The 25,953-nt window shown below is 70.0% G+C and carries 23 protein-coding genes and 1 pseudogene; 13 read left to right on the forward strand and 11 right to left on the reverse strand.

Going from position 1 to position 25,953, the window contains the following annotated elements; translation table 11 throughout:
• Positions 1 to 169: 169 nt before the first annotated feature.
• Genes QSK17_RS15630 through QSK17_RS15655 form a run of 6 tightly spaced genes read right to left on the reverse strand, consistent with a single transcriptional unit; the run spans position 170 to position 6,703 of the window.
• A complete protein-coding gene (locus QSK17_RS15630; RefSeq protein ID WP_285705466.1) occupies positions 170 to 2,068 on the reverse strand; it encodes a phosphocholine-specific phospholipase C in 1,899 nt (632 codons plus the stop codon).
• A gap of 4 nt (positions 2,069 to 2,072) precedes the next feature.
• A complete protein-coding gene (locus QSK17_RS15635) occupies positions 2,073 to 2,768 on the reverse strand; it encodes an HAD family hydrolase (RefSeq protein WP_285705467.1) in 696 nt (231 codons plus the stop codon).
• Entirely contained in the window at positions 2,765 to 3,898 is a 1,134-nt protein-coding gene (locus QSK17_RS15640; protein WP_285705468.1) for an ABC transporter ATP-binding protein, read from the reverse strand. The genes QSK17_RS15635 and QSK17_RS15640 overlap by 4 nt, the downstream gene beginning before the upstream one ends.
• On the reverse strand, positions 3,895 to 4,716 hold the full coding sequence (locus QSK17_RS15645; RefSeq protein ID WP_285705469.1) for an ABC transporter permease: 822 nt from the start codon (positions 4,714 to 4,716) through the stop codon (positions 3,895 to 3,897). The genes QSK17_RS15640 and QSK17_RS15645 overlap by 4 nt, the downstream gene beginning before the upstream one ends.
• A complete protein-coding gene (locus QSK17_RS15650) occupies positions 4,704 to 5,552 on the reverse strand; it encodes an ABC transporter permease (RefSeq protein WP_285705470.1) in 849 nt (282 codons plus the stop codon). The genes QSK17_RS15645 and QSK17_RS15650 overlap by 13 nt, the downstream gene beginning before the upstream one ends.
• Positions 5,549 to 6,703, reverse strand: coding sequence for an ABC transporter substrate-binding protein (locus tag QSK17_RS15655; RefSeq protein WP_285705471.1), 1,155 nt, complete (start codon positions 6,701 to 6,703; stop codon positions 5,549 to 5,551). The genes QSK17_RS15650 and QSK17_RS15655 overlap by 4 nt, the downstream gene beginning before the upstream one ends.
• A 216-nt stretch (positions 6,704 to 6,919) precedes the next feature.
• Between QSK17_RS15655 and QSK17_RS15660 the strand changes: the two genes are divergently transcribed.
• Complete coding sequence (locus QSK17_RS15660) at positions 6,920 to 7,690, forward strand: GntR family transcriptional regulator (RefSeq protein WP_285705472.1); 771 nt, start codon at positions 6,920 to 6,922, stop codon at positions 7,688 to 7,690.
• Positions 7,691 to 7,782: 92 nt separating this feature from the next.
• Here QSK17_RS15660 and QSK17_RS15665 read toward each other — a convergent pair whose 3' ends face one another.
• The gene (locus tag QSK17_RS15665; RefSeq protein ID WP_285705474.1) at positions 7,783 to 8,010 is read right to left on the reverse strand and encodes a hypothetical protein; all 228 of its coding nucleotides are present in this window, start codon (positions 8,008 to 8,010) and stop codon (positions 7,783 to 7,785) included.
• Positions 8,011 to 8,312: 302 nt separating this feature from the next.
• Between QSK17_RS15665 and QSK17_RS15670 the strand changes: the two genes are divergently transcribed.
• Complete coding sequence (locus tag QSK17_RS15670; RefSeq protein WP_285705475.1) at positions 8,313 to 9,038, forward strand: VOC family protein; 726 nt, start codon at positions 8,313 to 8,315, stop codon at positions 9,036 to 9,038.
• Between the two features lie 137 nt (positions 9,039 to 9,175).
• Positions 9,176 to 10,588: an acyltransferase family protein gene (locus QSK17_RS15675; protein ID WP_285705476.1), complete on the forward strand. Its 1,413-nt coding sequence runs from the start codon at positions 9,176 to 9,178 to the stop codon at positions 10,586 to 10,588.
• A 111-nt stretch (positions 10,589 to 10,699) separates the two neighbouring features.
• Here the strand turns inward: QSK17_RS15675 and QSK17_RS15680 are convergent, their stop codons facing one another.
• The gene (locus tag QSK17_RS15680) at positions 10,700 to 14,041 is read right to left on the reverse strand and encodes a glycoside hydrolase family 84 protein (protein ID WP_285705478.1); all 3,342 of its coding nucleotides are present in this window, start codon (positions 14,039 to 14,041) and stop codon (positions 10,700 to 10,702) included.
• A 357-nt stretch (positions 14,042 to 14,398) separates the two neighbouring features.
• Between QSK17_RS15680 and QSK17_RS15685 the strand changes: the two genes are divergently transcribed.
• The 3 genes from QSK17_RS15685 to QSK17_RS15695 all read left to right on the forward strand — a co-directional run bounded on the left by QSK17_RS15685 (position 14,399) and on the right by QSK17_RS15695 (position 16,182).
• Complete coding sequence (locus tag QSK17_RS15685) at positions 14,399 to 14,812, forward strand: ribonuclease domain-containing protein (protein ID WP_285705479.1); 414 nt, start codon at positions 14,399 to 14,401, stop codon at positions 14,810 to 14,812.
• Positions 14,813 to 14,820: 8 nt separating this feature from the next.
• Positions 14,821 to 15,195: a barstar family protein gene (locus tag QSK17_RS15690; protein WP_285705480.1), complete on the forward strand. Its 375-nt coding sequence runs from the start codon at positions 14,821 to 14,823 to the stop codon at positions 15,193 to 15,195.
• A gap of 282 nt (positions 15,196 to 15,477) precedes the next feature.
• The gene (locus QSK17_RS15695) at positions 15,478 to 16,182 is read left to right on the forward strand and encodes a DUF6348 family protein (protein WP_285705481.1); all 705 of its coding nucleotides are present in this window, start codon (positions 15,478 to 15,480) and stop codon (positions 16,180 to 16,182) included.
• 39 nt (positions 16,183 to 16,221) lie between these two features.
• Here the strand turns inward: QSK17_RS15695 and QSK17_RS15700 are convergent, their stop codons facing one another.
• Positions 16,222 to 16,974, reverse strand: a complete 753-nt coding sequence (locus tag QSK17_RS15700) for an AraC family transcriptional regulator (RefSeq protein WP_285705482.1) — start codon at positions 16,972 to 16,974, stop codon at positions 16,222 to 16,224.
• A 30-nt stretch (positions 16,975 to 17,004) separates the two neighbouring features.
• Between QSK17_RS15700 and QSK17_RS15705 the strand changes: the two genes are divergently transcribed.
• The 3 genes from QSK17_RS15705 to QSK17_RS15715 all read left to right on the forward strand — a co-directional run bounded on the left by QSK17_RS15705 (position 17,005) and on the right by QSK17_RS15715 (position 20,353).
• Positions 17,005 to 17,352: a DoxX family protein gene (locus tag QSK17_RS15705; protein ID WP_285705483.1), complete on the forward strand. Its 348-nt coding sequence runs from the start codon at positions 17,005 to 17,007 to the stop codon at positions 17,350 to 17,352.
• A gap of 1,436 nt (positions 17,353 to 18,788) precedes the next feature.
• On the forward strand, positions 18,789 to 19,022 hold the full coding sequence (locus QSK17_RS15710) for a hypothetical protein (protein WP_285705484.1): 234 nt from the start codon (positions 18,789 to 18,791) through the stop codon (positions 19,020 to 19,022).
• 230 nt (positions 19,023 to 19,252) lie between these two features.
• Positions 19,253 to 20,353: an HNH endonuclease signature motif containing protein gene (locus tag QSK17_RS15715; RefSeq protein ID WP_285705485.1), complete on the forward strand. Its 1,101-nt coding sequence runs from the start codon at positions 19,253 to 19,255 to the stop codon at positions 20,351 to 20,353.
• A gap of 421 nt (positions 20,354 to 20,774) precedes the next feature.
• On the opposite strand, the gene QSK17_RS15720 is transcribed toward QSK17_RS15715, so the two are convergent.
• Together QSK17_RS15720 and QSK17_RS15725 are read right to left on the reverse strand one after the other, a co-directional pair.
• Complete coding sequence (locus QSK17_RS15720; RefSeq protein WP_285705486.1) at positions 20,775 to 20,996, reverse strand: hypothetical protein; 222 nt, start codon at positions 20,994 to 20,996, stop codon at positions 20,775 to 20,777.
• 6 nt (positions 20,997 to 21,002) lie between these two features.
• Entirely contained in the window at positions 21,003 to 21,611 is a 609-nt protein-coding gene (locus QSK17_RS15725) for a nucleotidyltransferase domain-containing protein (RefSeq protein ID WP_285705487.1), read from the reverse strand.
• Positions 21,612 to 21,933: 322 nt separating this feature from the next.
• Between QSK17_RS15725 and QSK17_RS15730 the strand changes: the two genes are divergently transcribed.
• The 4 genes and pseudogenes from QSK17_RS15730 to QSK17_RS15745 form a co-directional block, all read left to right on the forward strand.
• Positions 21,934 to 23,859, forward strand: a complete 1,926-nt coding sequence (locus tag QSK17_RS15730; RefSeq protein ID WP_285705489.1) for an NAD(P)-binding protein — start codon at positions 21,934 to 21,936, stop codon at positions 23,857 to 23,859.
• Between the two features lie 246 nt (positions 23,860 to 24,105).
• Positions 24,106 to 24,660: a carboxymuconolactone decarboxylase family protein gene (locus QSK17_RS15735; protein ID WP_285705490.1), complete on the forward strand. Its 555-nt coding sequence runs from the start codon at positions 24,106 to 24,108 to the stop codon at positions 24,658 to 24,660.
• A gap of 90 nt (positions 24,661 to 24,750) precedes the next feature.
• Positions 24,751 to 25,014 (forward strand): annotated as a pseudogene (locus QSK17_RS15740) (methylmalonyl Co-A mutase-associated GTPase MeaB); the annotation flags it as partial.
• A 611-nt stretch (positions 25,015 to 25,625) separates the two neighbouring features.
• Positions 25,626 to 25,953 (forward strand): helix-turn-helix domain-containing protein (locus QSK17_RS15745; RefSeq protein WP_285705491.1); only part of this gene is annotated, 328 nt, incomplete at its 3' end.

Below are 25,953 nucleotides of genomic sequence, written 5' to 3' on the forward strand. Positions count from 1 at the left end.
GACTGATGACCGGAAGTCATTCAGAGGCCCCCAATTGGCCAATAGTGTGAAAAAGCTCCCTTGGAGGCGGCTTGCAATCTGCTTGGCCGGCGGTTGCCTGCCGGACTTGTGCGCCGGCCTGGCTGTGCCGCTGACAGCGGAGCGGGGGTCGACGCGCGCGGTGACCGGATCACTGTGAGAGCGTCGGCGGAACGTTCCCCTCATCGGGAGGCAGCGGGTGCATCGTGCCCGCGTACCGCCGGGCGAAGGCGGTGGCCCCGTCGACGGTGACGGTCACGTCGTATCTGCCGCCGTCGGTGGGCCACGTCAGGACCGCCTCCTCGTGCGGGCCGACGATCCGGGTGCGTACCCCTCCACCGAAGTCGTTCGGGGTGAGTGTGAAGCACGTGGCCTCGCCGCCGTCGTTGCCCAGGAGGAACTCCACCGATGCGGTCCCCGGGTCGTCGTCGCACGGAGCCGCCGACACCCGGGGGAGCGGGGCGTCGTCCCGGCCGGCTTCCGGCACCGTCCCCGCGAAGCGGCAGAGGAAGCCGTCGGCGCCGTGGACGGTGAAGTCGTAGCGCCCGCCGGTGCGCGCCGCGTCCCAGGTGTAGGTGGCGGTGCTGTGCGCGGCCACGGTGAACGGCGTGCCCGCGAACGGCAGCGCGATGTTGGGGAACACCGTGAAATGGAAGGCCACCGGGCCGTCGTTGGCGAGCGTGCAGGTGACCACGCCGCTCCCGCGCTCCGCCGTGGCGTCGGCCCAGGGGCGGTAGGGCAGCGGACGGTGCGGGCGAGCGCCGCCCGCCTCCTGCACCGGCATGGTCTGCCGGCCGGTGGCCGGGATCTCCACCGGCGGCAGCGCCGCGGCCGCGTCCGCCTCCGCCATCAGCACGCGCGTGTCCGGCAGCGAGGGGATCGAGAAGTCGGGCCGGGCGAAGTCGAAGCAGCTGGTGAGGTCCCCGCACACGGCGCGGCGCCACGGCGAGATGTTGGGCTCGCGCACGCCGGTGACGAGCTCCAGGAAGCGCTGGACGGAGGTGTGGTCGAAGACCTGCGAGTTGATCCAGCCGCCGCGCGACCACGGCGAGAGGACCCAGAGCGGCACGCGGTTGCCGAGCCCGATCGGCTGCCCGTCCACGAACTCCTCGGGGGTCCCCGGAGCAGGGAACGGCGGCACCACGTGGTCGAAGAATCCGTCGTTCTCGTCGTACATGACGAGGAACACGGTGTGCCGCCAGACGTCGGGGTTGGCGAACAGCGACTGGAGTGCCGTGTTCACCCAGTGAGCGCCGTAGGCGGGGCTGGCGTCCGGGTGCTCGCAGAACAGGTACGGCGCGACCAGCCAGGACACCGTCGGCAGCGTGCCGTCCTCGCAGTGTGCGTCGAACGCCGCGAGGTCCCACCGCGTCATGGCGTCGATGTGGCGTGGGTCGTCCTTCGGGAAGGTGTGGAACCGGCTGAAGTACTCCAGGGCGTTGTCGTCGTAGTTGCCGTGCCGCTCGTCCTGCCCGGGAGTGTGGTAGACGCGCCAGGTGACGCCCGCCGCGGACAGGCGCTCGGCGTACGTGGTCCAGTCGCAGACCGGGTTGTCGGGCATCGGGGTGTTGTCGGTCCACGGGCCGGTCGTGCCGTCGCGGCCGGGGCCTGCCGTCCCCGTCCACAGGTAGAGGCGGTTCGGGCTGGTCGGCCCCGCCAGCGAGCAGAAGTACGCGTCGCACAGCGTGAAGGCGTCGGCCAGCGCGTACTGGTACGGGATGTCCTCGCGGGTGAGGTAGCCCATGGAGAGCTCGCCCTTGGCGGTCGTCCAGCGGTTCATCGCGCCGTTGTTGATCGCCTGGTGGCCGGAGTCCCAGTCGTGCGGCAGGCCCTCGGCGTTCTGCGCGTCGAACCTCGTGGTGTCCATGCGGAACGGCAGCAGGAAGCCGTCGGCCCTGGACGGGGCGGGCTGGCGGAAGACGCTGTCGCCGTCCGGGAAGGTCAGCGCCTGACGGTCGCCGAAGCCGCGCACGCCGTTCAGGGTGCCGAAGTAGTGGTCGAAGCTGCGGTTCTCCTGCATCAGGATGACGACGTGCCGGATGTCGTCCAAGGGGTCACTTCCTTTCCGCTGGTGCTGTGAGGGAGGCGAGCAGGGCGAGGTCCACCGGTTCCAGGGAGTCCAGAACCGTCCTCCTGGCAGCGGGCCGGATCCGCACCGTGGAGGTCACCGCCAGTACCGCGCACCCGGCGGCCTCGGCCGAGGCGATGCCCGTCGGGCTGTCCTCGACGGCCACGCACGCCCGCGGGTCGACGCCGAGGGCGGCGGACGCGGCGAGGTACGGGTCGGGCGCGGGCTTCGAACGGACGGTGTCCTCGGCGGCGACGGTCAGCGCGAACCTGTTCGCTCCCAGCACGTCGCGCACGACGTCGACGACGAGGCGCGGGGACGCGGAGACGATCGCCATGGGCACGCCGGCCGCCGCCAGCTCGTCCAGCAGGCGCGGCACGCCCGGGCACGGGACCACCTCGCGGGTGACCCGGGCGGCGAACGCGGTGTCGAGTTCGGCGGCGAGCGCGCCGGGGTCGCCGGCCGATGGGCCGCCGGTGCGGTGGAGGCGAGCGCCGGTGCGGTGGAGGTGGGCGGCGGTGTGCGCTGCGGGACGTCCCACCACATCCGGCATGTCGGCTTCGGTCAGCGGCCGCCCCATCCCGGCGGCCACCTGCTCCACCGCGGCCCACCACAGCCGCTCGGTGTCGACCAGGGTGCCGTCCATGTCGAACAGGACGGCGGCGGGGAGGCGACGTCTCACGGCCGACCCCCGCTGTTCCCGCCGCGTCGCCGGGCCACCAGCACCGGCCGGTCCGGCAGCCTCACCGTCGCCGTCACGCCGACCGGGAGCGCGGCCGCGGTGTGGGCCGGCACATCGGCCAGCACGTCGGAGCCGCCGGCCAGCCGCACGGTCAGCCTCGTCGTCGCCCCCAGGAACGTCGCACTCACGATCCGGGACGTGCCGTCCCCGTCCGCCAGGACCTCGACCGCTTCGGGCCGTACCAGCACGTCCACCTCGCCGGCCTCGCCTGCCGCCTCGCCGTCGCCCGGCAGTGTCCCGTCGACCGGCAGGGTGCGGCCGAGGACGGACACGGTGCCGCCGTCCGGCCCCGCCCGTCCCGGGATGCGGCTCATCACGCCCACGAACTCGGCGACGAACGCCGTCGCGGGCCGCGCGTACAGCTCCGCCGGAGGCGCGCACTGCTCCAGCCTGCCCGCGCGCATCACCGCGACCCGGTCGGCTATGGAGAGCGCCTCCTCCTGGTCGTGCGTCACGAACAGGGTCGTGATGCCGAGTTCCTGCTGGAGGCGGCGGATCTCCTCGCGTAGCGTCAGCCGTACCTGCGCGTCGAGCGCCGACAGCGGCTCGTCGAGCAGCAGGACGCGTGGCCGCAGCGCCAGCGCCCGGGCCAGCGCGACGCGCTGCTGCTGGCCGCCGGACAGCTGGTGCGGGAAGCGGGCGGCGTGTTCCGGCAGCCCCACCAGCTCCAGGAGTCCGGCGGCGCGGGCGCGTCGCGCGGCCCCGCCGACACCGCTCATCCGCAGCCCGAACGCGACGTTGTCGACGGCGGTCAGGTGCGGGAAGAGACTGTACGACTGGAACACCATGCCCGTGTCGCGGCGGTGCGCGGGGACACGCGTGACGTCCGCGCCGTCCACGAGCACCTCGCCCCTGTCGGGTCGTTCGAACCCGGCGACGATGCGCAGGGCGGTGGTCTTGCCGCAGCCGGACGGGCCGAGCAGAGCCACGAGTTCGCCGGGGCCGATCGCCAAATCCAGGCCGTCCAGCGCGGTCGTGGACCCGAATGCGCGGTGCAGCCCGCGGAACTCGACGGTTGAGCCCGTACGCGCCGGGGTGCGGGTCTCACGATCGATCAATGGGTGGGTCACGAGGTCTCCTTAGTGCGGCGAGCGCGTCCGGTGGCGGCGAGCACCAGCAGCAGCACCCAGGTGACGAGCAGGCCGATCATCGACGCGGCCACCGACATCTGCGCCTGCGAGCCGCTGATGACGACGATCCACACGGCGAACGGCTGGTAACCGAGGATCGCCGCGACCGTGTACTCGCCGAACACGAGCGCGAGGGTAAGGAACGCGGTGTTGAGCAGGGCGCCGCGAAGGTTGGGCAGCACCACGTGGACGAGGGTGCGCGGCCAGGACGCCCGGCAGGCCCGCGCGGCCTCGACGAGCACGCGCAGGTCGATGGCGGCCAGCCCGGCGTCCAGCGTGCGGTACGCCAGCGGCAGCGCCATCAGCGTGTACGCGAGCACCAGGACGCCGGGGAAGTCCGGGTTCTGCAGCCCGACGAACGCGTCGAAGAGCGGGGTGCCGGCGAAATGGTCCGGTCCCCAGCGCAGCACCGCGCTGATCCCGGCGACCAGGGCCATCGCCGGCACGACCAGCGGCAGCAAGCACACCAGCTCGACGAGCGTGCGCAGGCGCGGCGCCGTCAGCCGTACCGTGATCAGCGCGGGCAGAAGCAGGACCAGGACGAGGGCGACCGTGGCGGCGCCCACTTTGACGGTCAGAACCAGGCTGCCGGTGAAGCCGTCGGCTCCGAACATGCCGGTGTACGCCTCGAAGTCGACACCCTTGCGCGGGTCCTCGACGCTGAAGGCGACGGCGCAGGCGAGCGGGACGAGGAAGTACGCGCCGGCCGCCAGCCACACGGCGGCGCGGCCGTATCGGGCCCCGCTCAGCCGAGCCATCGCGCGCTCCTGCGCTGGAGGGGCAGGTGGACGGCCATGACGAGCCCGGCGACCAGCACCATGTCGACGCTGAGCGCGAGCGCGATGTTGCCGTCGCCGACGAGGACGTTGCCCGACAGCGCGTCCGCGATCTGCATCGTGACCAGCGGCACCGAGCTGCCGACCATGGCGGCGGCGGTCGCGTACGCGCTGAACGCGGTGCCGAAGAGCAGGACGTAGCCGCCGAGCAGCGACGGCGCGAGGATCGGCAGCGCGACGTGCACCCAGTACCGGAAGGCGTTCGCGCCGTTGTTGTGGGCGGCCTCCCGCCACTGCCGCCGCAGCCCCTCCAGCGCGGGGGTGAGGGTGAGCACCATGAGGGGGATCAGAAAGTACTGGTAGACCAGGGTCAGCCCCCAGAAGCCGTACAGGCTCCAGCCGTGGCGGAGCAGGTCGAGGTGCCGGGTCAGCACGCCGGCGTTGCCGAGCGTCGCCACGAACGCGAACGCGAGCGGCACACCGGCGACGTTCGCGAGGACACCCGCCCCCGCCAGGGCAGCCTCGCGCAGGGCGCGGAATCGCGAGGTCACGATCACCTGGGCGAGCGGGAGGCCGGCGGCGCACGCGATCAGCGCGGAGACGGCGGAGAGCTTGACGCTGCCGATCAGCGCGGTCAGGTAGGGCCCGTGCAGGGACGCGGTCAGGTTGGCCGCGGTGAGGCGCACCCCGCCCGGTGCCGTCGCCGGCGTCGTGAACGCGCCGAACACCATCATCGCCGCGGGCAGCCCGAACACGACCACGGCGAACAGCAGCAGCGGCGCGACCCCGAGCCACCGTTCCGGACGCGGGACGTTCATCCGGCGACAGCCTGGGACCAGCCCTGGACGACGGCCTGCTTGGCCAGGCTGATCTGAGCCTGCGTGGGGAAGGCGGCCGTGCCGTCGCCGGGCGCCTGCGGGAGCTTGGCGGCGGAGGTCGCGTCGAGGGTTCCCGCCTCGCTCATCGCGGGCATCAGCACCGGGCGGGCGTAGCCCTTGAGCCAGAGGTTCTGGCCTTCGGGGCTGTACAGGAACTCCTGCCACAGGCGGGCCGCGGCCGGGTGCGGCGCCCACTTCACGATCGCCTGGGAGTAGTACTCGGCGTACACGCCGTCGGCCGGGACGCTGACCTTCCAGTCGACGCCCTTGGCGCGGAGCTCGTCGGCGTACCCCGCGTTGAGGTAGTCCCAGGTGATGCTGATCGGCGTCTCGCCCTTCTGGATGGTCGCGGGGCTCGACTCGACGGGGTTGAAGTTGCCGGCCTTCTTCAGCCGGGCGAAGAACTCCAGGCCGGGCGTGATGTCATCGAAGGAGCCCTTACTCGCGAGGGCCGCCGCGTAGACGGCGCCGAAGGCCGAAGCGGACTTCGTCGGGTTGCCGGTCAGCCCGACCTGCCCCTTGTACTGCGGGTCGAGCAGCTCGGCGAAGGTCTGCGGGCACTTCTTGACGCGGGCCGCGTCGCATCCGATCGAGACGTAGCCGCCGAAGTCGTTGTACCAGCGGGCATCGGCGTCCTTCTGCGCCTGCGGGATCTGGTCGAACGCGGCGACCCGGTACGGCGCCAGCAGGTTCTGCTCGGCCGCGCTGACGGCGAAGGCGCCGCCCACGTCGATGACGTCCGGGGACCGGTCCTGGCCCTTGCGGGAGGTGACGGCGTTGATCTCGTCCTGGCTGGAGCCGTCGGGGTTCTCCACCTCGACCTTGATCCCGTACTTCTTCTCGAAGGCGTCGATGATCTCGCCGTAGTTGGCCCAGTCGCGCGGTAGGGCGATCGCGTTCAACTTGGCCTCCTTCTTGGCCGCGGCGACAAGGGCGTCCATGCCGCCGAGGTCCTGGGCCGAGGTCGCGGTCGCGGCCTTGTCGTCGCCGCCGGCCTGAGCCGTGCTGGTGGAGCCGCAGGCGCTGAGCCCGAGAACGGCCACGATCGCGGAGCAGGCGAGAGTCGACGCGCGGGCGCGGTGCAGTGTCACGAGGTTCTCCCAGTCGGGGAAGTTGGCTGTACAACTCGAGCAATTACCTCGGAGAGCCGTGTCCGGAAAGTGAACGCGCAGAAACGGGCGGGCGAGGGTCCCGGGAAAAGGCGGTGCGCGGGGCGGCCGGCCGGCTCATGAACGATCGGCGGGGACGGCGAGCGTGTAGGGTCGCGCCAGAACGGCGGCGAACGGACGAGGGTGAGGTGGAACCACATGGCGGGCGCGGGTGGCGGCGCGGGTGGCGGCGTGGCCGGAGCCCGGTACCGTCGGCTGGCGGCCGACCTGCGCGAGGCCATAGCCTCGGGCGCCTACGGCTCGGGCGGTCGCCTGCCCAGCGAGGAGGAGCTCGCCCAGAAGTACGGCGTGTCCCGCGGCACCGTCCGCCAGGCCCTGGCCGTGCTGCGCGCCAACGGTCTGGTCACATCCCGGCGTGGCAGCCGGCGCGTCGTGCTCGGCACCGCGCGCACCCAGAGCTTCTTCGAACTGCTGAGCTTCACCCGCTGGGCACGCTCGATCGGGGAGGAGCCGGGCGGCCGGACCGTCGACGTGGAACACCGGCTGGCCGGTCCGCTGGAGTGCGAGTTGCTCGGACTCCTCGCCGGCTCGCAGATCTACCGTGTGCTGCGGCTGCGCACGCTGTCCCGCGTACCCATCATGATCGAGCGGACCATCTACCCCGAGCGCATCGGCGCCATGATCGTCCGCCTCGAGCCCGATGCCGTCTCGCACACCGAGCCGCTGGCGGAGCAGGGTGTGGTGTTCGCCGACGCGGAGCACACCGTCGACCTCGTCTACGCCGACGCCGAGGACGCCCGCCTGCTCGGCTGCGCCGAGGGCGGGCCGCTGATCCGGGAGCGGCGGCGCGCGACCGACCCGGCGGGTACGCCGCTGGAGTGGTCGGAGGACCGCTACCTGCCGGGCACGGTCTCGTTCACGGTGCACAACTCGGTGGCCATGACGGCGCTGTCACGCCGTCGCGGCTGAGACGGCGGAGCCCGAGCCGCTGGTCGACGAGCCGATCGCGATCGCCACGCCGGCGCATGACGTGTGGCGCCGGCGAGCGCCCGTGGCGCCGATCAGAGGCGCGGATCGTCCAGCAGTGTGAAGCCGTCCGCGTCCGTGACGGTGAGCGTGGCCACGGTGAAGCGCCGGCCGGGCAGCTCGTTCACCGGCAGCCCGGTCTGCTCGGCGATCCGTGCCGCCGGCACGCGCAGCGGCGCGGACTTGGGATGAAGGTCGGTGACGAGCTCGGCCTCGTCGCCGGCGGTGATCAGGACATACACAGTGGCAATCTGCTCCGTCATGGTGATCATGCTGCCTTTCCAGGCTGACGTGTGCGGACCAGCCGCCCCCACATCTCCATGCTGGCGAATACGACTCCATCCGCAAGGCGGCACTGGCCCGGCACCTCCTGTTCGTTGACGGCGTCGAAGGCGCCTGAGTCAGGCGTCCACTGTCCTGATCGCGGATCGTGCGCCGGAAGCGTTGCCCTCTGACTCATAATGCGTTGGCGTCGCAGTCTTCGAGCGGGCTAGCGTTGCTTCCGCCATGCGCCAGGAGGACGTGCCCTGTCTGCGCCTGTGAGTCAACAGATTGGAGATGCGGGATGACGTCACAGCTCGTCGCGCTCTGCTTCGATGCGAACGACCCGCTCCGTCTCGCGCGCTTCTGGGCCGGCTTCCTGGGCTGGGAGATGGCCAACGACCCCCACGATGGCATCACGCTCCTGCCGAGCGATGACACCGGGTTCCGGATCCGATTTCTTCCGACCCAGGAGAAGAAGACCGGCCAGAACCAGATGCACTTCGATCTGACGAGCACGTCCCTCGAAGACCAGCAGCAGACGGTGGCGAGGTCGCTCGGACTCGGTGCGCGGCACATCGACATCGGGCAACGCCCGGAGGAGGGTCATGTGGTGCTCGCCGACCCCGAAGGCAACGAGTTCTGCGTCATTGCGCCGGGCAACAAATTCCTCGCCGACTGCGGATTCATCGGAGCGCTTGCGTCCGACGGTTCACAGGAGGTCGGGTACTTCTGGAGCGAAGCGCTGGGCTGGCCGTTGGTCTGGGATCAGGACCAAGAGACCGCGATTCGCTCGCCGCACGGCGGTCCGAAGATCACCTGGGGCGGTCCGCCAGTGGCGCCGAAGACCGGGAAGAACCGGCTGCACTTCGACCTCGCTCCACCTAAGCACGGTGATCAGCAAGCGGAGGTCGACCGTCTCGTCTCCCTCGGAGCGACTCGAATCGACATCGGGCAACGCCCGGAGGAGGGTCATGTGGTGATGGCCGATCCCGATGGCAACGAGTTCTGTGTGCTGACGGTTACCTGAGATGTGATCGAATTTGAGCACAGGTCGGGCAGCCGTGAAGAGCACATCGTCCGCCGCCTCCACGTTCGACATCGCGCCCGACGCCGCAGGGCTTTCGTCTGCCGGTAGCTCCACGTCTGCTGGGGAACATGCAGGACATGGGCACCGCGTGGCGAGAGGTCCGGCGGCTCGCGGAGCAGACGCCGCCGTCGCGGGAGCGGTTCATCGACCTGCTGCGAGCCGTGTCGATCGTCGCCGTGGTCATCGGGCACTGGCTGGCGACGGTGGTCGGCTACGGCGAGCACGGCGAGCTGATCGGCCGGTCGGCGCTGCCGGATCTGCCGTGGGCGCAGCCGCTCACCTGGGTGGTCCAGGTGATGCCCGTGTTCTTCTTCGTCGGCGGGTACGCGAACGCCGTCTCCCTGGCCGCGGAGCGACGCCGCGGAGGGAAGGCCGCCGAGTGGCTGATCAAGCGGAGCGGCCGGCTGATCCCGCCGACCACGGCCCTGGTGCTGGTGCTGGGGGGCGGCGCGTTGGCAGCTCACCTGTTCGACGCCGACCCCGCCCGGGTTCGCACGGTGGTCTGGCTCGCCTCGATCCCGTTGTGGTTCCTCGTGGTCTACCTGATCGTGGTCGTGCTCACCCCGCCGATGTACGCCCTCCACCGCCGGTACGGACTCGCCGTCCCGCTGGTGCTGGTGGGGCTCGTCGCCGTCGGCGATGTGGCCCGCCTCCTCGGCCATGACTTCTGGGGTAACGGCAACTTCCTGTTCGGCTGGCTGGCAGTCCACCAGATGGGTTTCGCCTGGCGGGACGGGCTGTTGCCGGCCCGCCCTCGCGTCGCCGTGCCGCTGCTGCTCGCCGGGACCGGCTCGCTGCTCCTGCTCACTCTCGCCGGCCCCTACCCGATCAGCATGATCACTGTGCCCGGCGAGCGGCTGCACAACATGTCCCCACCCAGCCTGGCTCTGCTGGCGGTCGCCACCGCCCAGCTCGGGGTGGCGCTACTGCTCCGGGATCGGGCCGAACGATGGTTGCGGCACACCCGACGGTGGATGGCCGTGGTCGCCGTCAACTCGATGATCATGACGATCTTCCTCTGGCACATCTCCGCCGCGATCCTGCTCGCCGCCGCACTGGACGTGGCGGGCGTGCTCCCGACTCCGGAGGCCGGATCGGCCGCGTGGCTGGCCTGGAGGTTCCCGATGCTGGTCATGTTCAGCGTCGTCCTCACGTTGCTCGTCGCGATCTTCGGCCCGATCGAGGTGCGCGGCACCCAACGGCCCCGCCGGCTCTCGCTCCGGACGCCGGCCAACCTGGCCCGCCTGGCGTCCTGTCAGGTTTTCCGGCTGTGGCTGGCCATGGCGGGATTCGCCGGAGTCGCCTTCGCCCTGCTCTCCAACAGTCTGTGGCCGAGCACCGCTCCGACCGTGTCCGGAATGCCGGCAGTCGCGCTGATCACCTACCTCGTCTGCGCGGCGGTCCTGCGGCTGCTGCGCTCGACGCCTCCTGCCACGGAGGCCGAATCGCGCCCCACCCCCCACGCGAGTCCTCCGTCCCGCCTGGTCTGACCGCTCGAATGCGGGACCTGGGCAGAGCCCCTCGTCTGGGACGCCGTCGCGCACGATGCCGGGCACGGCGGTGGCCGCGATCATCCGATCGACCGCGGCCAGCGCATTGGATCAGGCGGCTGCGTGTACCTCCACCTCCCAGAGCGAGTAGCCCCACGCCAGCGCTCGTTTGACGCCCTGCACGCGCAGGTGGCGGGTGGAGTTGGCCTGGTCGATCCAGATCTCGTCCACGCCGCCGTCGCCGTCGGTCACCTCGGCCAGCGGAGTCCAGGTGAGGCCGTCGGCCGACGACTCCACTCGGTAGGCCGTGCCGAATGCGGCCTCCCAGCGCAGGACCACCTTGCCCACGTCCACCGCGGAGCCGAGGTCGATCGTCAGCCACTCGGCGTCGGTGTAGCCGGACGACCAGCGGGTGGCCAGGTCGCCGTCGACCGCGTTGCCCGCCGCGAAGGCGGTGCCGCCCTCGACGCTGGAGGCCGCGACCGGCCGCCCCTTGGCGAGGTTGGCCTCGGCCACCGCCCGGTGGGCCTTGACCGCGACCGTGGTCGTCACCCCGGCGAAGGAGAGCTCCAGCGTGCCGGAACCCGTGGGCGTGAAGGCGACGGGCGCGATCAGCTCGCCGCCGCGCGGCAGCGTCATCTCGCGGTCGGCCGGGAGCTTCCACCCGGCCGGCCCCTTGACCGACAGCGTGCCAGTGACGGCGGCGGCGCGCTGGCTTGTGCCGCTGAGCGTGAGCGTCGTCTCCTTTCCGATCATCGTGTCCAGCGCGGCGGGGTCGGCCGAGAGCACCGCCGTCGGCACGTCGCCATACCTGGGCACGATCTCTGCGATCTTCGGCGCGGCGCTCCCGGCCGTCCAGGCCAGCCTGATCGCGTCGGCGGTCACGTCAGCGGGGTCGAGTTCGGTGTACGGCCCGGCCAGCTTGCCGATCGGCTGCCACTGGCCTCCGGTCCTGACCTGGACCTCGGCCTCGCCGGTGCCGAGGACGATCACCCGGTCGATCAGGCGCTGCTTGGAGAGCGTCACCTGCAGGGCGTCCCCGGCAGCCGGAGCGTCGGAGGCGGTCCAGGCGGTGCTGAGGTTGCCGTCGGCCGCCGCCTGCGGGTTCGCGCCCGCCGGGCCGCCGCTGACGGTGAGCCGGGTGACGTCGTCGCCGAGGGTGGCCACCTGGAACTCCCGCACCACGAGCCAGTAGTCGTTGCCGCCGGTCGCGCGGTAGCGGACGTAGCGGGCGCGCGCCCCGGCCGGGGCGGTCGCCTTGACCTCGGCGGTGGTGCCGGTGGCGAGCCTGGTCCAGGCGACGCCGTCGGTGGAGTACTCCAGGACGCCGTCGTGGATGAAGTCGTTGGGGCTGTTCGGCTTGCCCATGAGCACGGCCACGTCGCCGATGGACTTGATCGCCCCGAGGTCGACGCTCACCGCGTCACCGGCGCCTGGGGCGTTGTTGCTCCAGTAGAAGGTGTCGAGGTCGCCGTCGACCATGCGGTCGGGGGTGTTGTCGGCATACGTCCCCAGCGTGCTGGAGGCGGCCGGCCGGTCGGCGACCACGCCGATCCAGCGGTCCAGCTCGCCCAGGGCCTGGGTGATGAAGCGGTCGAGGACACCGTCGCCGATGCGGGGGAACGTCGTGGAGTGCGGGGCGCGCGGGTCGCGGATGGCCTTGGCCGCCGCGATGAGGTCGAGCGCATCCTGCCGCGCCCTGACCGCGGCGGTGCCGTCGCCCGCCCGGACCGCGTCGAGGACGTCGAGGGCCTTGAGCATGGCCTTGGCCCACAGCTCGGTGGCGTCCAGCCAGGATTTGGCCTCCTCCAGGAATGCCTGGTCCTTCACCCCGGCGGTGATGGTGGCGGGGGCGGCCAGCACGCGCTCGGCGTAGGCCCGCAGTGTGGTGGGTTTCCCGTCGCGCCAGGCAGGCCAGAACTCCTCGACCGCGGCGGCCAGTGCCGGGGCCTGCTTGTGGTGGACGGTGCCGTCGTAGCTGCTCAGGTCGGCCACGTCGCGCAGCGCGGAGACGACCTTGTCCGAACCGGAGGCCACCTCGCCCAGGGCGCGCAGCCAGGACGCCTTGGCGTCGTAGACCGGGTCGTTCCATCCGAAGTCGGCGAAGGAGTACAGGGCGATCTTGCTGACCGCGGCCTGATTCATCGGGTTGGAGATGATCCCCGCCAGGTGCTCTGACAGTCCGGGCTCGCGCCCGGCGTAGTCGGCCATGGGCAGGCGGCCCGGGTTGTAGTCATTGACCGGGTAGTTGTCCCAGACGAGGATCTCGTGGCCGAAGACCTGCCTGGCCGCGGCGGCCTGAGCCTTGGTGATCGCCGCGGGGACGACGCCCATGCCGGTCCAATGCACGACGACCTTCGGGTCGAGGACCTCACGCAGCGCCTTCTTGTACGGCGACTCGGAGGCGTCGTAGTACTCCGTCGGCACCATCTGCAGGGGCGCCACGTCGCCCTTGGCCGTGGCCCACGCCTGGGCGGTGTTGATCAGCTCGCTCTGGGCCCGCCCGGCTCCGGCCCCGCCGGGGTTGCCGTACTTGGCCCGGTCGCCCTCGCAGCTCCAGCGGCCGGCGTCGATGTCGTCCATCGGAATGTTGAACGAGCGCCCGCCGAGCGCGTAGACGGCCTCGAACTTGGCCAGCAGCGCCTGCACATCCTGCTGGCTGGTGTAGCAGATCGACAGGCCCGGCGACAGGGCGAAGGTGAAGTCGACGTGGTTCTCACGGGCGCGGGTGATCAGCTCTCCGAGCTGGGTGAGCTTGTCGGGCGGATACGGCTCGCGCCACTTGTCGCGATGGTAGGGATCGTCCTTGGGCGCGTATTCGTAGGTGTTCATCTTGTGCGCGCCGAGGTAGCTCAGGTGGTCCAGGCGGTCCTGGTGCGACCAGGGGGTGCCGTAGAAGCCCTCGATGGAGCCGCGGTAGCGCATCGTGGGCCAGTCGCGCACCTCCACGCCCGGCATCCAGTCGGTGCCCTGGCGACGCTGGATGAGCTGGCGCAGGGAGAGAGCGGCGTAGTAGGTGCCGTCGGCGTCCACGCCGTCGAGCACGATGACCTTGTGCCCGCCGCTGTGCCCGGCCGCGAGCACGTATCCCTCGGCCGGCAGGCCGTCGGCGTTCTTCACGCCGAGCCCGTCGAGGGCGGCGTCGCCGTCGCCCAGGTAGATCGTGACTGGGGTGTGCGGGTCGTCGCCGTCGGTGGCGACGACCCGCTTCACGCCCGCGTCGGCGAGCGTCCGCCGCACGTGGGCTTCGGCATACTGGTCGCCGTCACTGGTACGGACCAATCCGACGACGGGGTCGATGGGGAACCCGTCGGATCGGGCTTTCGCCTGCTGAGCCGTGGGGGCCACGGCGATGGGGGTGGTCTCGGCTTCGGCGGCCTTGGCGGCGTTGACGGGGGTGATGAGCAGAAGGGACGCGGCGAGGGTCACGGCTAAGGGACGGTTGGGGGGCACACGGTCTCCTTTGAGTGCACATAACCGCCCGAATGCGCATAAATGCGCACCGGATTGCCCATATGAGATCACCGTAATGGAAACCGGTCAATACCAGTTCCTCATCTGGCCCTCGACCGGTCCGTACCAGTCCCGACGCGGGGCGGCCGGTACGCGATCGGCCGAAGCGCCCGGACACCACAGGAACGCGATCGCGATGAAGGTGGCCAGCTTGGCCCGGGCCCGTCATGAAGCGTGCGGAGGCCGTCGAGGCGAAGAGTTCACCATCCCTTTGGCGGTTTTCGTCTTTATTGTTCCAAGATGAGCGGTGATCCTGGCGGTTGTCGGCCCATGTCGCATCTCCCGTAAGGAGGCTTCGTGCACACTCCCCAGCGCCGCCGACCTTCCTGGCCGGTCCGGCTCACCATCGTGCTCGCCGCCATCGCGTCCCTGACCAGCGCGGTGGGCATCGCCCCCGCCAACGCGTCGGTCTACGGCTCCTGCACCATCTCCCGATGCTCCGACGCACGTTCGGCCAACTCGATCTGGGCCGCCAAGGGGTACCCCACCAGCAGCGGGTGGTACTCCTGGCCGGACGGCAATTACAACTACACTGGCGGGCGCTTCTACAACCGCGAGGGTCAACTCCCCAGCGGCGCCACCTACTACGAGTACGACGTGTACTCCCGGGCGAAGGGCGCCGCGCGCGACGCGTACCGGATCGTCGTCAACCGCAGCACCGGCGCGGTCTGGTTCTCGCCGAACCACTACACCGACTTCTACAGGCTCTAGGACTTCCCATGACAGGCGCACGTCCGCTGCCGCGTTGGCTGACGGTGACCACCGATCCGGCGCCGGCGATCGTCGACGGGCGAGCGTGCCGGACCCGCGCCGCCTTCTTCGAGGAGGTGGCGCGGGCCCTGCGCTTCCCTGACTACTTCGGCCGCAACTGGGACGCCCTCACCGACTCCTTGCGGGACGCGACGCGCGCGGGGAAGGTCGCCCTGATCGTGGAGTACGCCGAGGAGCTGCTCGCCGTCGAGCCCTCCGAACAGTTCGCCACCTTGCTGGCCGTCCTGGCCGAGGCCGCCGACGCCGGGCTGACCGTGACGCTGCGCACCGACCCCGCCCACGAGGCCCTGCTCCGCCGGCGAGTCGCTGCCGCCCTGACATGATCGATCGTTCCCTGATGGCCAGGATTTTGGGCAAACCACCACCCCGCCTGCCGATGATCGAGCCACCACGGTGAACTGCCTCCTTGTACGGGACCACCCAACGGACGGACGCGGACCGACCGGCGAATCTCCCCCAATTCCTGCCTATCGCCCCGAATTCCCCCGCGCCCGCAGATCTCCACGATCAGAGCTATTTAACGACAGGCGGCGATTTGTCAGCCAGGATGCGTTCTGCTAACCCTCCAGTCGTAGATCGCGTACGCGAAGCGAGAGGAGAACCGCATGGACGGCGAGCGCCTGCCCGATGATGTCGTGCTGGAGATGGTGGCCCGGCACCTGTCCGAGGCGATGGGCAGGCCCTGGCAGGTCGAGGGGCACCTGGCCAAGGGGCCCGGGACCGTGGCCGTCGCGCTCCGAAAGGATCACACGGGCCACCCCGGCCACCTCGATCTGGACTTCGTGCTCAACGTCGACCGGCCCGAAGACACCACGATCGCCGACTGCGTCGCGGGGTACGGCGCCACGATCGAGGAGGCGGTGAATACCGCCATCCAGATCTGGCTCGGCACTACCGGCAGCGCCGTACTCGAACTGCTCGCCCAGAACGGCACCTTTGCCGCTCACTTTCCCCCCGACGACCCAGAAGGGTTCCCGGGCTGGCACGCCATCCACGGCGGCATCACCGGCTGGGGCACCGGGGCCGATCACCAGGCCGTGCAGACCTGGGCCGCGGGCAACGTGCTCCTGCCCCACCTGGCGCCGGTATTGGACGGAGGACTCGAACGCGACAGCCTGGTCGGCATCAAGGCGTTCTTCGGCGGCGGCCACGGTGCCGACGGATCGGATGAGACGGCCGAGGTACGCGTCGACGGCGTCCACCACGAGGCGGCCTCACGGGTGCTGGCCCATCTCGACTGGCCCCGGCCGGCCGACGGGATGTCCTACGCCCGGACGTTCATGCTGCTCGTTCACCGCGAGCACTCCTGACCTGGATCATTGCGAGAATCCGCCCGTAGATCGCCATGATCAGGATCTGTTGAGCGCTGTGGCGTGCAGGGAGGCGGGCGTGCGCCCGACGAGGCCGCGCGCCGTACGGGCGAGATGGGCTTGGTCGGCGAAGCCCGCGGTGGCGGCGGCCATGGCCGCGGTGGTGCCGGGGAGCTCGGCGATCGCGGCGCGAAGCCGTGCCCATTGGCGGAGGCGAGTGAGTGGGATGCCCACGGTCTGCCGGACGAGGGCGCGTAGCCGTGGGGCTGACAGGCCGACCTCGGCGGCGATGGAGGTGATGTCCGGCTCGGGATGGCTGGACAGCCGGACGGCGTGCGCCACTCTCGGGTCCAGCGGGGGTGGAGCCTGGGTGAGAGTGCGTAGCTCAAGGTAGCCGGAGGCCAGGTCCGCGGCGGTGCCGGGACCGCCCTCGTCGGCGGCGCCGAGCGCGGCGACAAGGCGGCGGACCTCGGCGGCATCAAGCGGGATCGGCTCCGGGGTGGGGGGCAGCAGCCAGGAGTCGACGAACAACGCGACGTAGGGCGAGGTCGCCGCACAAGTGTGGGCGAACTGGGGCGGGACGATCAGCCCGGCTGCGGTCACCATGGGCTGTCCAGGGCGGAGGAGTTCGGCGTGGCCGCCGATCGGCAGCACGACCTTCCACGCGGGCAGCCGGTGACGGGTAACACCGAACGCACACGTCTCGGCGAACATCGTCGCCTCGGCGCCGGAGGCGTAGACGATGCGGCGATCGTTTTGTTCAAGCGCCCAGGCATGGAATGACTGAATCATCGCGCCATGAACACTATCGGTGCAGTTTGCTTGGCAATCTTCCTCATCGTGACGGGTGTCGCGCACTTTGTGGTCCCTGGATACTTCCGAACGCTGGTTCCCGCGTGGCTGGGCCGGGCGGGTCTGCTCGTGGCCGCCACGGGAGCGGCGGAGATCGTTGTGGGTGCGCTGGTGCTGGTCCCGGCCAGCCGGTCAGCCGGGAGCTGGGCTGCCGCCGCCCTCATCACCGGCTATCTGGTGTCCCATGTGGACGCGCTTTGGCATGCGCGGGCGGACCGGCCCCGGAAGCTGGACCGACCCGCCGGCGCGCTGGCGCGGCTGGCGGTCAATGGTGTGTACATCGCCTGGGCGGTCGCGGTGGCCCGGTATACGGCCTGACCTGGGTGCGCCGGCACCACGCCGTCGATCCGCTTCAGGGGCTTGTCCGGACCTGGAGAACCGGCGCGCCCCGCTGAGGTCTGCGCGCCGGCACTCCGAGTTTCGGGACCGTTTCCGGGACGGTGAGTGAGGGTGGTCACGAAGAAGGGGGGCCGATCCGCGCGTCACGGAGGGTGTGGTGGAGACAGCGCACTGGCTGGCCTGCTCCAAGATCGTCGCCACGTTCGCCGGAGAAGAACGCCTGGCGCGGGCCAACGGCTGATCGGCCTGGCCGATTCGCTGTCGACCGCGCTGGCACCTGTCGCCGACGGTGCGAACCGAATGGTGGGCACGGCGCTGAAAGGGCGCAGTGGCGACAGCCTGGGTCCTGCTCGCCGTACACCTGGCCCACGCGGGCGGCGGGCTGGCACGTGGGCGCAAGCCGCGCAAACTGGGCGGCGTCAACGTTGCCGGCCATAGCTGTAGGTCACCTGGTCCCGGGGCAACAGTGACGACGCCGACGACAGTGACAACGCCGACGACAGAGAAGCCGGCCTCGGTGGCGAACCACCGTGACCTCTCCCCTCATGAATGCCCACCAAGCGGAATGCCGTCCACGTTGCTCACAAATAGTGCAAGCGCGACTACTCAGAGTTGAATATCGAACGTGTGAACGATATCCTCGCAGAGGGTCCGATCGCCAGAGCGGGAGGGGAGGCGCAAAGAGATGATGTTTTCGGGTGGCGTGCTGTTGTCGCGCCGACCGGAGGACGCTCCTCCGTCCCGACCGTCCGCCGCGTCTTCCGCGTCCCCGCGGCGGCGGCGCGGGTCCAGGTGGCACACGCCGTTCATCGGTGGACGCCAACCGTCGGATCGTTTCTCCGGTGACTCCTACGGTGCGGTGCTCCTCGATCGCACCCGCAGTGCCGGGCTCCTCGATCGTGCCCGCAGCACCGGCGGCCGCGGAGGAGCCCCTGATTCCGCCCTTCACGACACGACGCGCCCCGAGGGGCGAGCTGCGCGACGCGAGCCGGACGAGACGCTGTCCTGGGCCCGTCGGCTGCTCGGCCTCCCGGAGACGGCAGAAGACCAGAAGCCTGACAGCGGTGGACGGCCTTCGGATCCGGCGCGATCGCCGATCGCGCCCTCTCCCATAGAGCCCGACCGGTCCCGCGAGAAGACGGCCGAGCCAAGGGAAGAGGCCGGTGGTGAGCCGCCGCGCCTCGGGGGCGATAGTCGTGCTCTTTCCGGCCGGGACGAGCTACCGCGGCCTGGGTACGGCCGTGACGACCTGTCGGCCTGGGATGGGATCTGGCAGGGCCGCCGCCCCACCCTGGAGGAGCTGTCCGCGAGCCGTCCCCTGCGTGCCGGTCAGGATGATCGGCAGCGGAAAGACTGGGGCCGGCAGGGCGCGGACGGACAGAGCCGGGGCCGCTGGGACGAGGGTCGGCGAGGGATTGACGGACGACGCGGTGGCGGGTGGGCCGGTGGGGATGCTGGCGCCGATGGCCGGGCCGCTGCTGCTGATCGCCAAGGTGCTGGCCGTGATAGCCGAGGCGCTGGTCGGAATGGCCAGGACGCTGTCGGCCGGGGCGCTACCACCGACCGCCGAGACACTGATGGACGCAACGCCGGCGGTGGCGGCCAGAACGCCACAGGTCCGGATGCTGCTGGGGGTGATAGCCGGATAGGGGACTGGCCCGACCTGAAACTGGCCGGACGAGACGTCATTGACCTGCTGGCACGTGCCGAGCGGTTGGCCGCGGCTGCGGGGGAGGTGCCAGGCGAGACTGAGGCTGGCGCTGGGGTTAGCGCCGGAGCCGAGACCGGGGTCGGGGCTGGGGTTGGCGCGGGGGCCGGTGCCGGTGTTGGCGCCGCGCCTGGCGCTGGGGCCGGGGCTGGGGTTGAGGTTGAGGTGGCGATGGCGGAGATCGTGGCCTTGGCCCGGGCGATCGATCTGGCCGAAGCCGCGATCGCGACCCGCCTCCGCCTGGCCGAGGCCGGGAAGGGCCACCAGTTGTTTGGGCGGCGGTCGATCGGGGCGTGGCTGGCGGCGGCCACCGGCTCACGCACCGCCCGTGCCGGAGAACGCGTCACGCTGGCGCGGCAGCTGCCGCGCCTGCCGCACACCGCCGGTCTGTTCGCCTCCGGCCGGCTGTCGTTCGGGTATGCGGCGACGATCGCTTCCGCCACCCGGCACCTGGATGACGCGGAGACGGTGCTGGCCGAGCCGATCCTGGTGGAGCTGGCGCGGGCGTCGGCGTCCACGGTGGAGGACGTGGCCCGCGCTGGCCAGACCATCATCGAGACCATCGACCCGGAGGGCAGGCTGGCGCGGGCGGCGGCCAAGACCGAACGCCAGCACCTGACGATCGCCGAGACCGCGGATGGGATGGGTCGCGTCAGCGGGCTGCTGGACCCGGAGTTGAAGATGCAGTTGAAGACGTGGCTGGAGCCTCTGGCGGTGAAGACCGACGGCACTGACATGCGCAGCCACGCCCGCCGCATGGCCGACGCCTTGGCGATCCGGTTGTCGGAGGGTGGGCGGCGTACGGTGATGCACGTATCGGTGACCGAGCAGACCCTGTCCGGGGAGTCGGAGGAGCCGGCCTTTCTGGAGGACGGCACCGCTATCCCGGCCGTGGACGCGCGCCGGATGGCCTACACCGCTGAACTACGGCGGGTGCTCCGCGACGCTGACGGGATCGTGAAGGACTTCGGGCGGGCGCGCCGGCTGGCTTCGGCTGATCAGCGGGAAGCGATCCTGGCCAAGTACCGGACCTGCTGCCGCGTAGGCTGCGATGTCCCGGCGTATCTGGCGGAGATCGACCACATCGAGCCGTGGTACCCGAGCGGCCGCACGGATTTGGACAACCTCGCGCCGTTGTGCGCGGCGGACAACAAGTGGAAGTCCCGTCACCCCGATCGCGTAGAGGTGATCGATCAGGGGGACGGGACGGTGTCGATGCGGTTCCACCGGTACTCCAAGTTCCGTCCCCGACGCTGGACCGATAGACGGTGACCAACGATCACTGAACAACGGCCCGCGACCAGCGAGCCGCGAGCCGCGTGCGTGATCCGCCATTCGCGATCGGCGAGCGGCGACCGGCGACCGGCGAGATGATCGCGGCGGCCACCCGGTGATCCGGCCCCTCCCACGGGCCGGCCCAGCAGCATGCCAAGAATCCACGCGCCAGGCTGCACAAGGCGGTCTGCGCGGCAACCGTACGGCTCACTGCGGCGCAGAAGGCCATCGCGAAGGACTGGCGGGCCGCGCTGGCCGCGCTCGGCCTGTAACCGCCACCGACCTGGGCAGAACCCCGCGACGAATCCCCACGTAGAGCCCCGGGAGCGTAGAACCCGGGGAGAACTCCGACGGGACACGAACACGCGGCCGCCTTCGCCCTTGTAGTCGAGCTTGGGCGCGGGCAGGTCGGTGGGGGTCACGATGGCGTCGAGGCGATGCCTGTGGTGCCTGCACTACCACCGATGGTTTCGTCCGCGTACAGCGGCAAGGGCCAGGCGTCACCGTTCTGGTCGCCATCCAGACCTGGCTGCAACGAGCCACTCCGAAGGAGTTCCTCGGCCGTGTCGGCTCGGCCTTTGTCACCGTCGAAGCCGCCGCTCCAGTCTTCCTCGTCTGTGAGGGAGGCGGGATCTGCCATGCTCGATCAGCTGCCGAGTCGTTCCTGCCATGGGTGCCTGCCATGCTCGGTCGCCAACGCCTCACGCAGCCAGTCCGCCTGCTCCCGGGTCAGGTGGGGCAGCACCTGCTCGAAGTCCAGTTCGTCCTTGGGGCGTGTGCCCCTGGCCTTGAACAACAGTTGGATCTCCGGAGTGAGGCGAAGGAAGCCCTGCGCGGAGATGCCGACCGAGGCGAGCGGGCAGCGGATGCGTGCATCGCGCCGATAGACCCATTCGTCGCCGTCGGCCTCCTCAAGCATCAGTTGGAATCGCCACGGCCCGCCTGGGTGCTCACGCACCCAGATGTCGTGGACATGGGGCGGCAGCGGTTCGTCGACCGGCCACGGCCGCAGCTCTCCCGGCGGATCGGCCGCGTACACATCCCAATCGGCCAGCAACGCGCGTACGGCGAGCTGGTCACGGCGCAGGACATTGATGTCCACGTCTGCGTGCTCGCGGAAAGAGCGGCCGACCGCCAGTTCGATCGCGTACCCACCGCTCACCCACCACGGGGCAGCGAGGTTCTGAAAGAGCGCGACAACCGCATCCAGCGGCGCCGCCTCCCACGGTCCCCACGGTGTCTCGATACGCGGCACCGACCCATCATCGCCCATGAACGCAAGGCGGGCGAAGCGTTTTTATCCAGCAACTCCTCGACAATCCGGACGCCGTCCTGGAGCTGCCTGAAACCTCGCCGGCGGGACGGCACTGCGGCTGGTCGTCACTTCGCCAGTGGGCCTGCCTGCGAGCGTCGGGCGCACCGGGGACGGATACTGGTGATCTTCGAAAGCGGTTGTTGTGGCGGTTGCTGGATGTCGTTTTTCGTCGTTCTTGTGATTCATCTCACCCGATTACTTGTCAAAGTTCGGTGGTGAGATCAAGAATCCAGACCCACGGTCCAACGAAAAAGGTGGGTCCATGGGACGTTTCAGCGATCATGAGCTCGGTATGGGGCGACGGATCAAGCGGCGCGACTTCCTCAACGGGATGGCCATCGGGGCGGGGGGTGTCGTAGCGGCGGCGGCCCTCCCGGGGCTGACCGGCACCGCCGCGGCGAACACGTACGCGGGCGGGGGTAACGGCTACCCTCCGTCGACGACGGGGCTGCGCGGCCAGCAGGCGGGATCCTTCGATGTCGGGCACGCCGTACGCGACGGCTCGTTCGACCCGGGACAGATCCGGGACACCGGCGAGGACTACGACCTGGTGGTGGTCGGCGGCGGTATCAGCGGTCTGGCCACGGCCTGGTTCTACCGGCAGGCGTTCGGCCGCGACGCGCGGATATTGGTTCTGGAAGCACTGGACGACTTCGGCGGTCACGCCCGGCGGAACGAGTTCCAGGTCCGGGGCGAAACCATGTTGTCGAACGGCGGCACTGTCAACATCGACAGTCCGAGCACGTTCAGCAGACAAGCGTTGGGGCTGCTCCAGGACATCGGCATCGACCTGGATCGCCTCGGCCGCGTCACGGAATCGGGGTTCTACCCCTCTCTCGGGCTGAAGTCGGGCTATTTCTTCAACAGCGAGCGTTACGGCACCGACCAGCTGGTGATTCGCGACACCGGGGAGTCGTGGACATCCATTGCCGCCCGCCTGCCTCTTTCCGACAAGGGCAAAAGCGACGTCGCTCGCGTCTACACCGCCCAGGAGGACTATCTGCCCGGCCTGGACGACGCACAGAAGAAGGACGTGCTGGCCCGCATCAGCTACGAGCGCTACCTGCGCGAGAAGGCCGGTGTGGGTGACGAGGCCATCGAGTTCCTTCAGCGTGGCACGAGCGGCCTGTGGGGTGTGAACATCGGGGCGGTGTCCGCGGGCGACGCGTGGGCCGTGGGCCAGCCGGGATTCGCCGGTTTGAAACTCGCTCCCACCCCGTTCCCCGGCATCGGCCGGACACCGCGGATGGAGCTGGAAGCCACCGACGAGGACTACTACTACTTCCCCGATGGAAACGCGTCAGTGGCGCGGCTGCTGGTCAGCCAGTTGGTGCCGAAAGTCTTCGACAACGAGGACATGGAGCACATCGTCACCGCCAAGGCCAAGTATGGTCACCTGGACGCGCCGAACGAACGGATCCGCATTCGCCTGCGCAGCACGGCGGTCAACGTCCTGCACACCGGAGCCCCCGGCGGCTCCCGCGGCGTGGCGGTCGTCTACTCCCAAGACGGCAAGAGCTATCGCGTTCAGGCTCGGCACGCCGTGATGGCCTGTTGGAACTCGGTGTCCTCCTACATCGTGGACGGGTTGCCCGCCGAGCAAGTCGCGGCGATGCGGTACGGCGCCAAGGTGCCGTTGCTGTACGCCCGCGTAGCGCTCCGTAACTGGCAGCCGTTCGTCGACCTGGGTGTCTCACGCGTGACGACGCCGAGCATGTACTGGAACAGTTTCGGGCTCAACCCGGCGACCCGGCTCGGTGCGTACGAGTCGCCGCGCGACCCCGCCCAGCCGAACATCGTCACTCTGTCCAAGACACCCAACAAGCCTGGACTGCCGGCTCGCGCCCAGCACCGTGCAGGTCGGGGCGAACTCATCCGCACACCGTTCGAGACCTTCGAGCGGGAGATCCGCGACGTGATGGCCCGCGCCCTCGGACCCGGCGGATTCGACCCGGCCCGCGACATCACCGCGATCACCGTGAACCGCTGGGCACACGGCTACGCCTACGAATACAACTCGCTGGACGATCCAGCGATCTTCCTGCCTGAGGAGCAGCAGCCGTTCGCCATCGCACGCAGGCGTTTCGGTCGCATCGCCATCGCCAACTCCGACGCCGGGGCGTTCGCCTACACCCATGGCGCCATCGACCAGGCATATCGCGCTGTCAACGACCTGATGGAGGCGTAACAGTACTCAAGGGCAGACGAAGGGGGAGGGGCCGAGTTGTGGTGAGAACGGGGCTCCGTGCTCACCACAACTCCAGCTTCTCGATGATCTCGGCGGGTGTGGGCAGTTCCCGCCCGCGCGGTCAAGCCGAACGTCGTCCCGCAGCGTGGGTATCACCGCCCTTGTCGCAAAGAGATCAGGACGCACTCGCGGAAACGATTCGCCCGGGACTATTGACACTGCCAATCCGGTAGCGAAGATCGTGACATGCCACACATCTCCCTCAACAATGACGCCCCTGGCATCGTGGGCCTCATGCTGTACCGGCCCGAGACCGGCCGCCTCCTCAATGACCTCGCCGACGTGCTGATGCGGGGCGAGAACACGCTGTCCCGGGGTGAGCGCGAGTTGATCGCCACATACGTGTCGCGGCTCAACGACTGCCACTTCTGCGGCTCGATCCACGGAGCGGTCGCGGCGCAACAGCTTCCCGATGGCATGCCGCAGGTCGTCCAGGCCTGCGTCAACCCGCATGCCGCGAACGTCTCGCCCAAGATGCGGGCACTGCTGGACATCGCCGCGCTCGTGCGAGAGAGCGGGCGTGCCGTGACCGAGGAGGCGGTGTCCGCCGCCCGCGAGCACGGAGCGACCGACATGGAGATCCATGACACGGTGCTGATCGCCGCCATGTTCTCCATGTTCAACCGGTATGTCGATGGCCTGGGCACGCTCGCGCCGCCGGACCAGGCCGACTACGAGCCCATGGCGAAGACGATCGTCGCGGACGGGTATGCCGGCGCCGTGCACCGTTTTGCCGGTTAATCACCCAACCGCGGCGTAACCGGCACGCTGACCGTGCCGGAGCACGTGCCACGTGGCCCGCCGCACGCCGTACGGCGGGCCGCTACGGGAGATCCGTCCAGTCCGTTCACCGGGGGCGCGATCCTCGGCGACCGGATCCGGATGGCGTCGCTGATCGGCGACCCCGGCGTCTACGTCCGGTCGATGGCCAGCCGGGCACACCTCGGCGGGTTGGCCGAAGCCACGCCCGCCGCCGTGCGCGTGCTCGACGCCCTCGGCCTGGACGTCGTCGTGGTGGAGACCGTCGGGGTCGGGCAAAGCGAGGTCGCCATCGCCGACACCGCCGACTGCACCCTGATCGTCACCATGCCCGGCGGCGCGCCATGGCCGCGCTCGATCAGGCGACGATCGCCGAACTCTCCGAAGCGCTCCGGGAGCGGCGGCAGGATCCCGCGATGATCGCGGCGCGGGCACTGGCCGCGCTGTAGTCGGCGGGTAGGGATTCCTGCGTACGCGGCTGCGACCGCGACAGCCGAGGCAGGTAACCCACCGGCGGCCGCGACGTTGCTCAGCATCGGCCCTCGCGGAGGCGAGCAACCTCGTGCCGCCAGAAGGTCCCAACATTGAACAACCCGCCGAGATCGGGCAACTCCGCCAGCCCGAGACACTCGGCGGCCAGGTGAGCTCGCGCAGCCGTGATGGCGTGAGGGGGCGCGTGCACGACGCCGTTGGCGCGAGGTCGGTTCCGGCCTTGATGCCGCCAACGCCGTGTCCGGGCCGTAGGGGCGGCAGTGGTGAGCCGCATCGGCATTATTGAATGCATTGACGTTTTCTCACCGAGATCGACTCGGACATCAGGGCTTTGTCTGACAGGAACAGGCACGCTCGTGCAGATATGCGGATGAATGTCAGGAGCCCCAAAAAGAACGTGGAGCTTCCGGTAGAAGGGGTCTCACCACAAGATCCTCACACCGAGAAAGCTCCACGTGATCGCCTATCCTGCCATGCTCGACGTCTCCCGTGAACTGGTCCGCTACGTCGGCCGCCTGCTACACGCCGAACGCCGCCACCGCGGAACGCCCAAGGGGTCGCGGCGCCTGACCTGCTTCTACCAGGCACTGTTCGCCCTGGCCTGGTTCCGCTCCAAGCCCAACCTCCGCCTGCACGGCATCGCGTTCGGACTGTCACAGGCCACCGCCTACCGCTACCTGCACGAGGTCATCGACGTCCTGGCCGACCAAGCCCCCGACCTGCACGAAGCACTGGAACACGCCGCCGCCGACCGCGTCCCCCACCTCATCCTCGACGGCAAAA

The sequence above is a fragment of the Microtetraspora sp. NBRC 16547 genome, assembly GCF_030268965.1.
In the GTDB taxonomy this organism is placed as follows: domain Bacteria; phylum Actinomycetota; class Actinomycetes; order Streptosporangiales; family Streptosporangiaceae; genus Microtetraspora.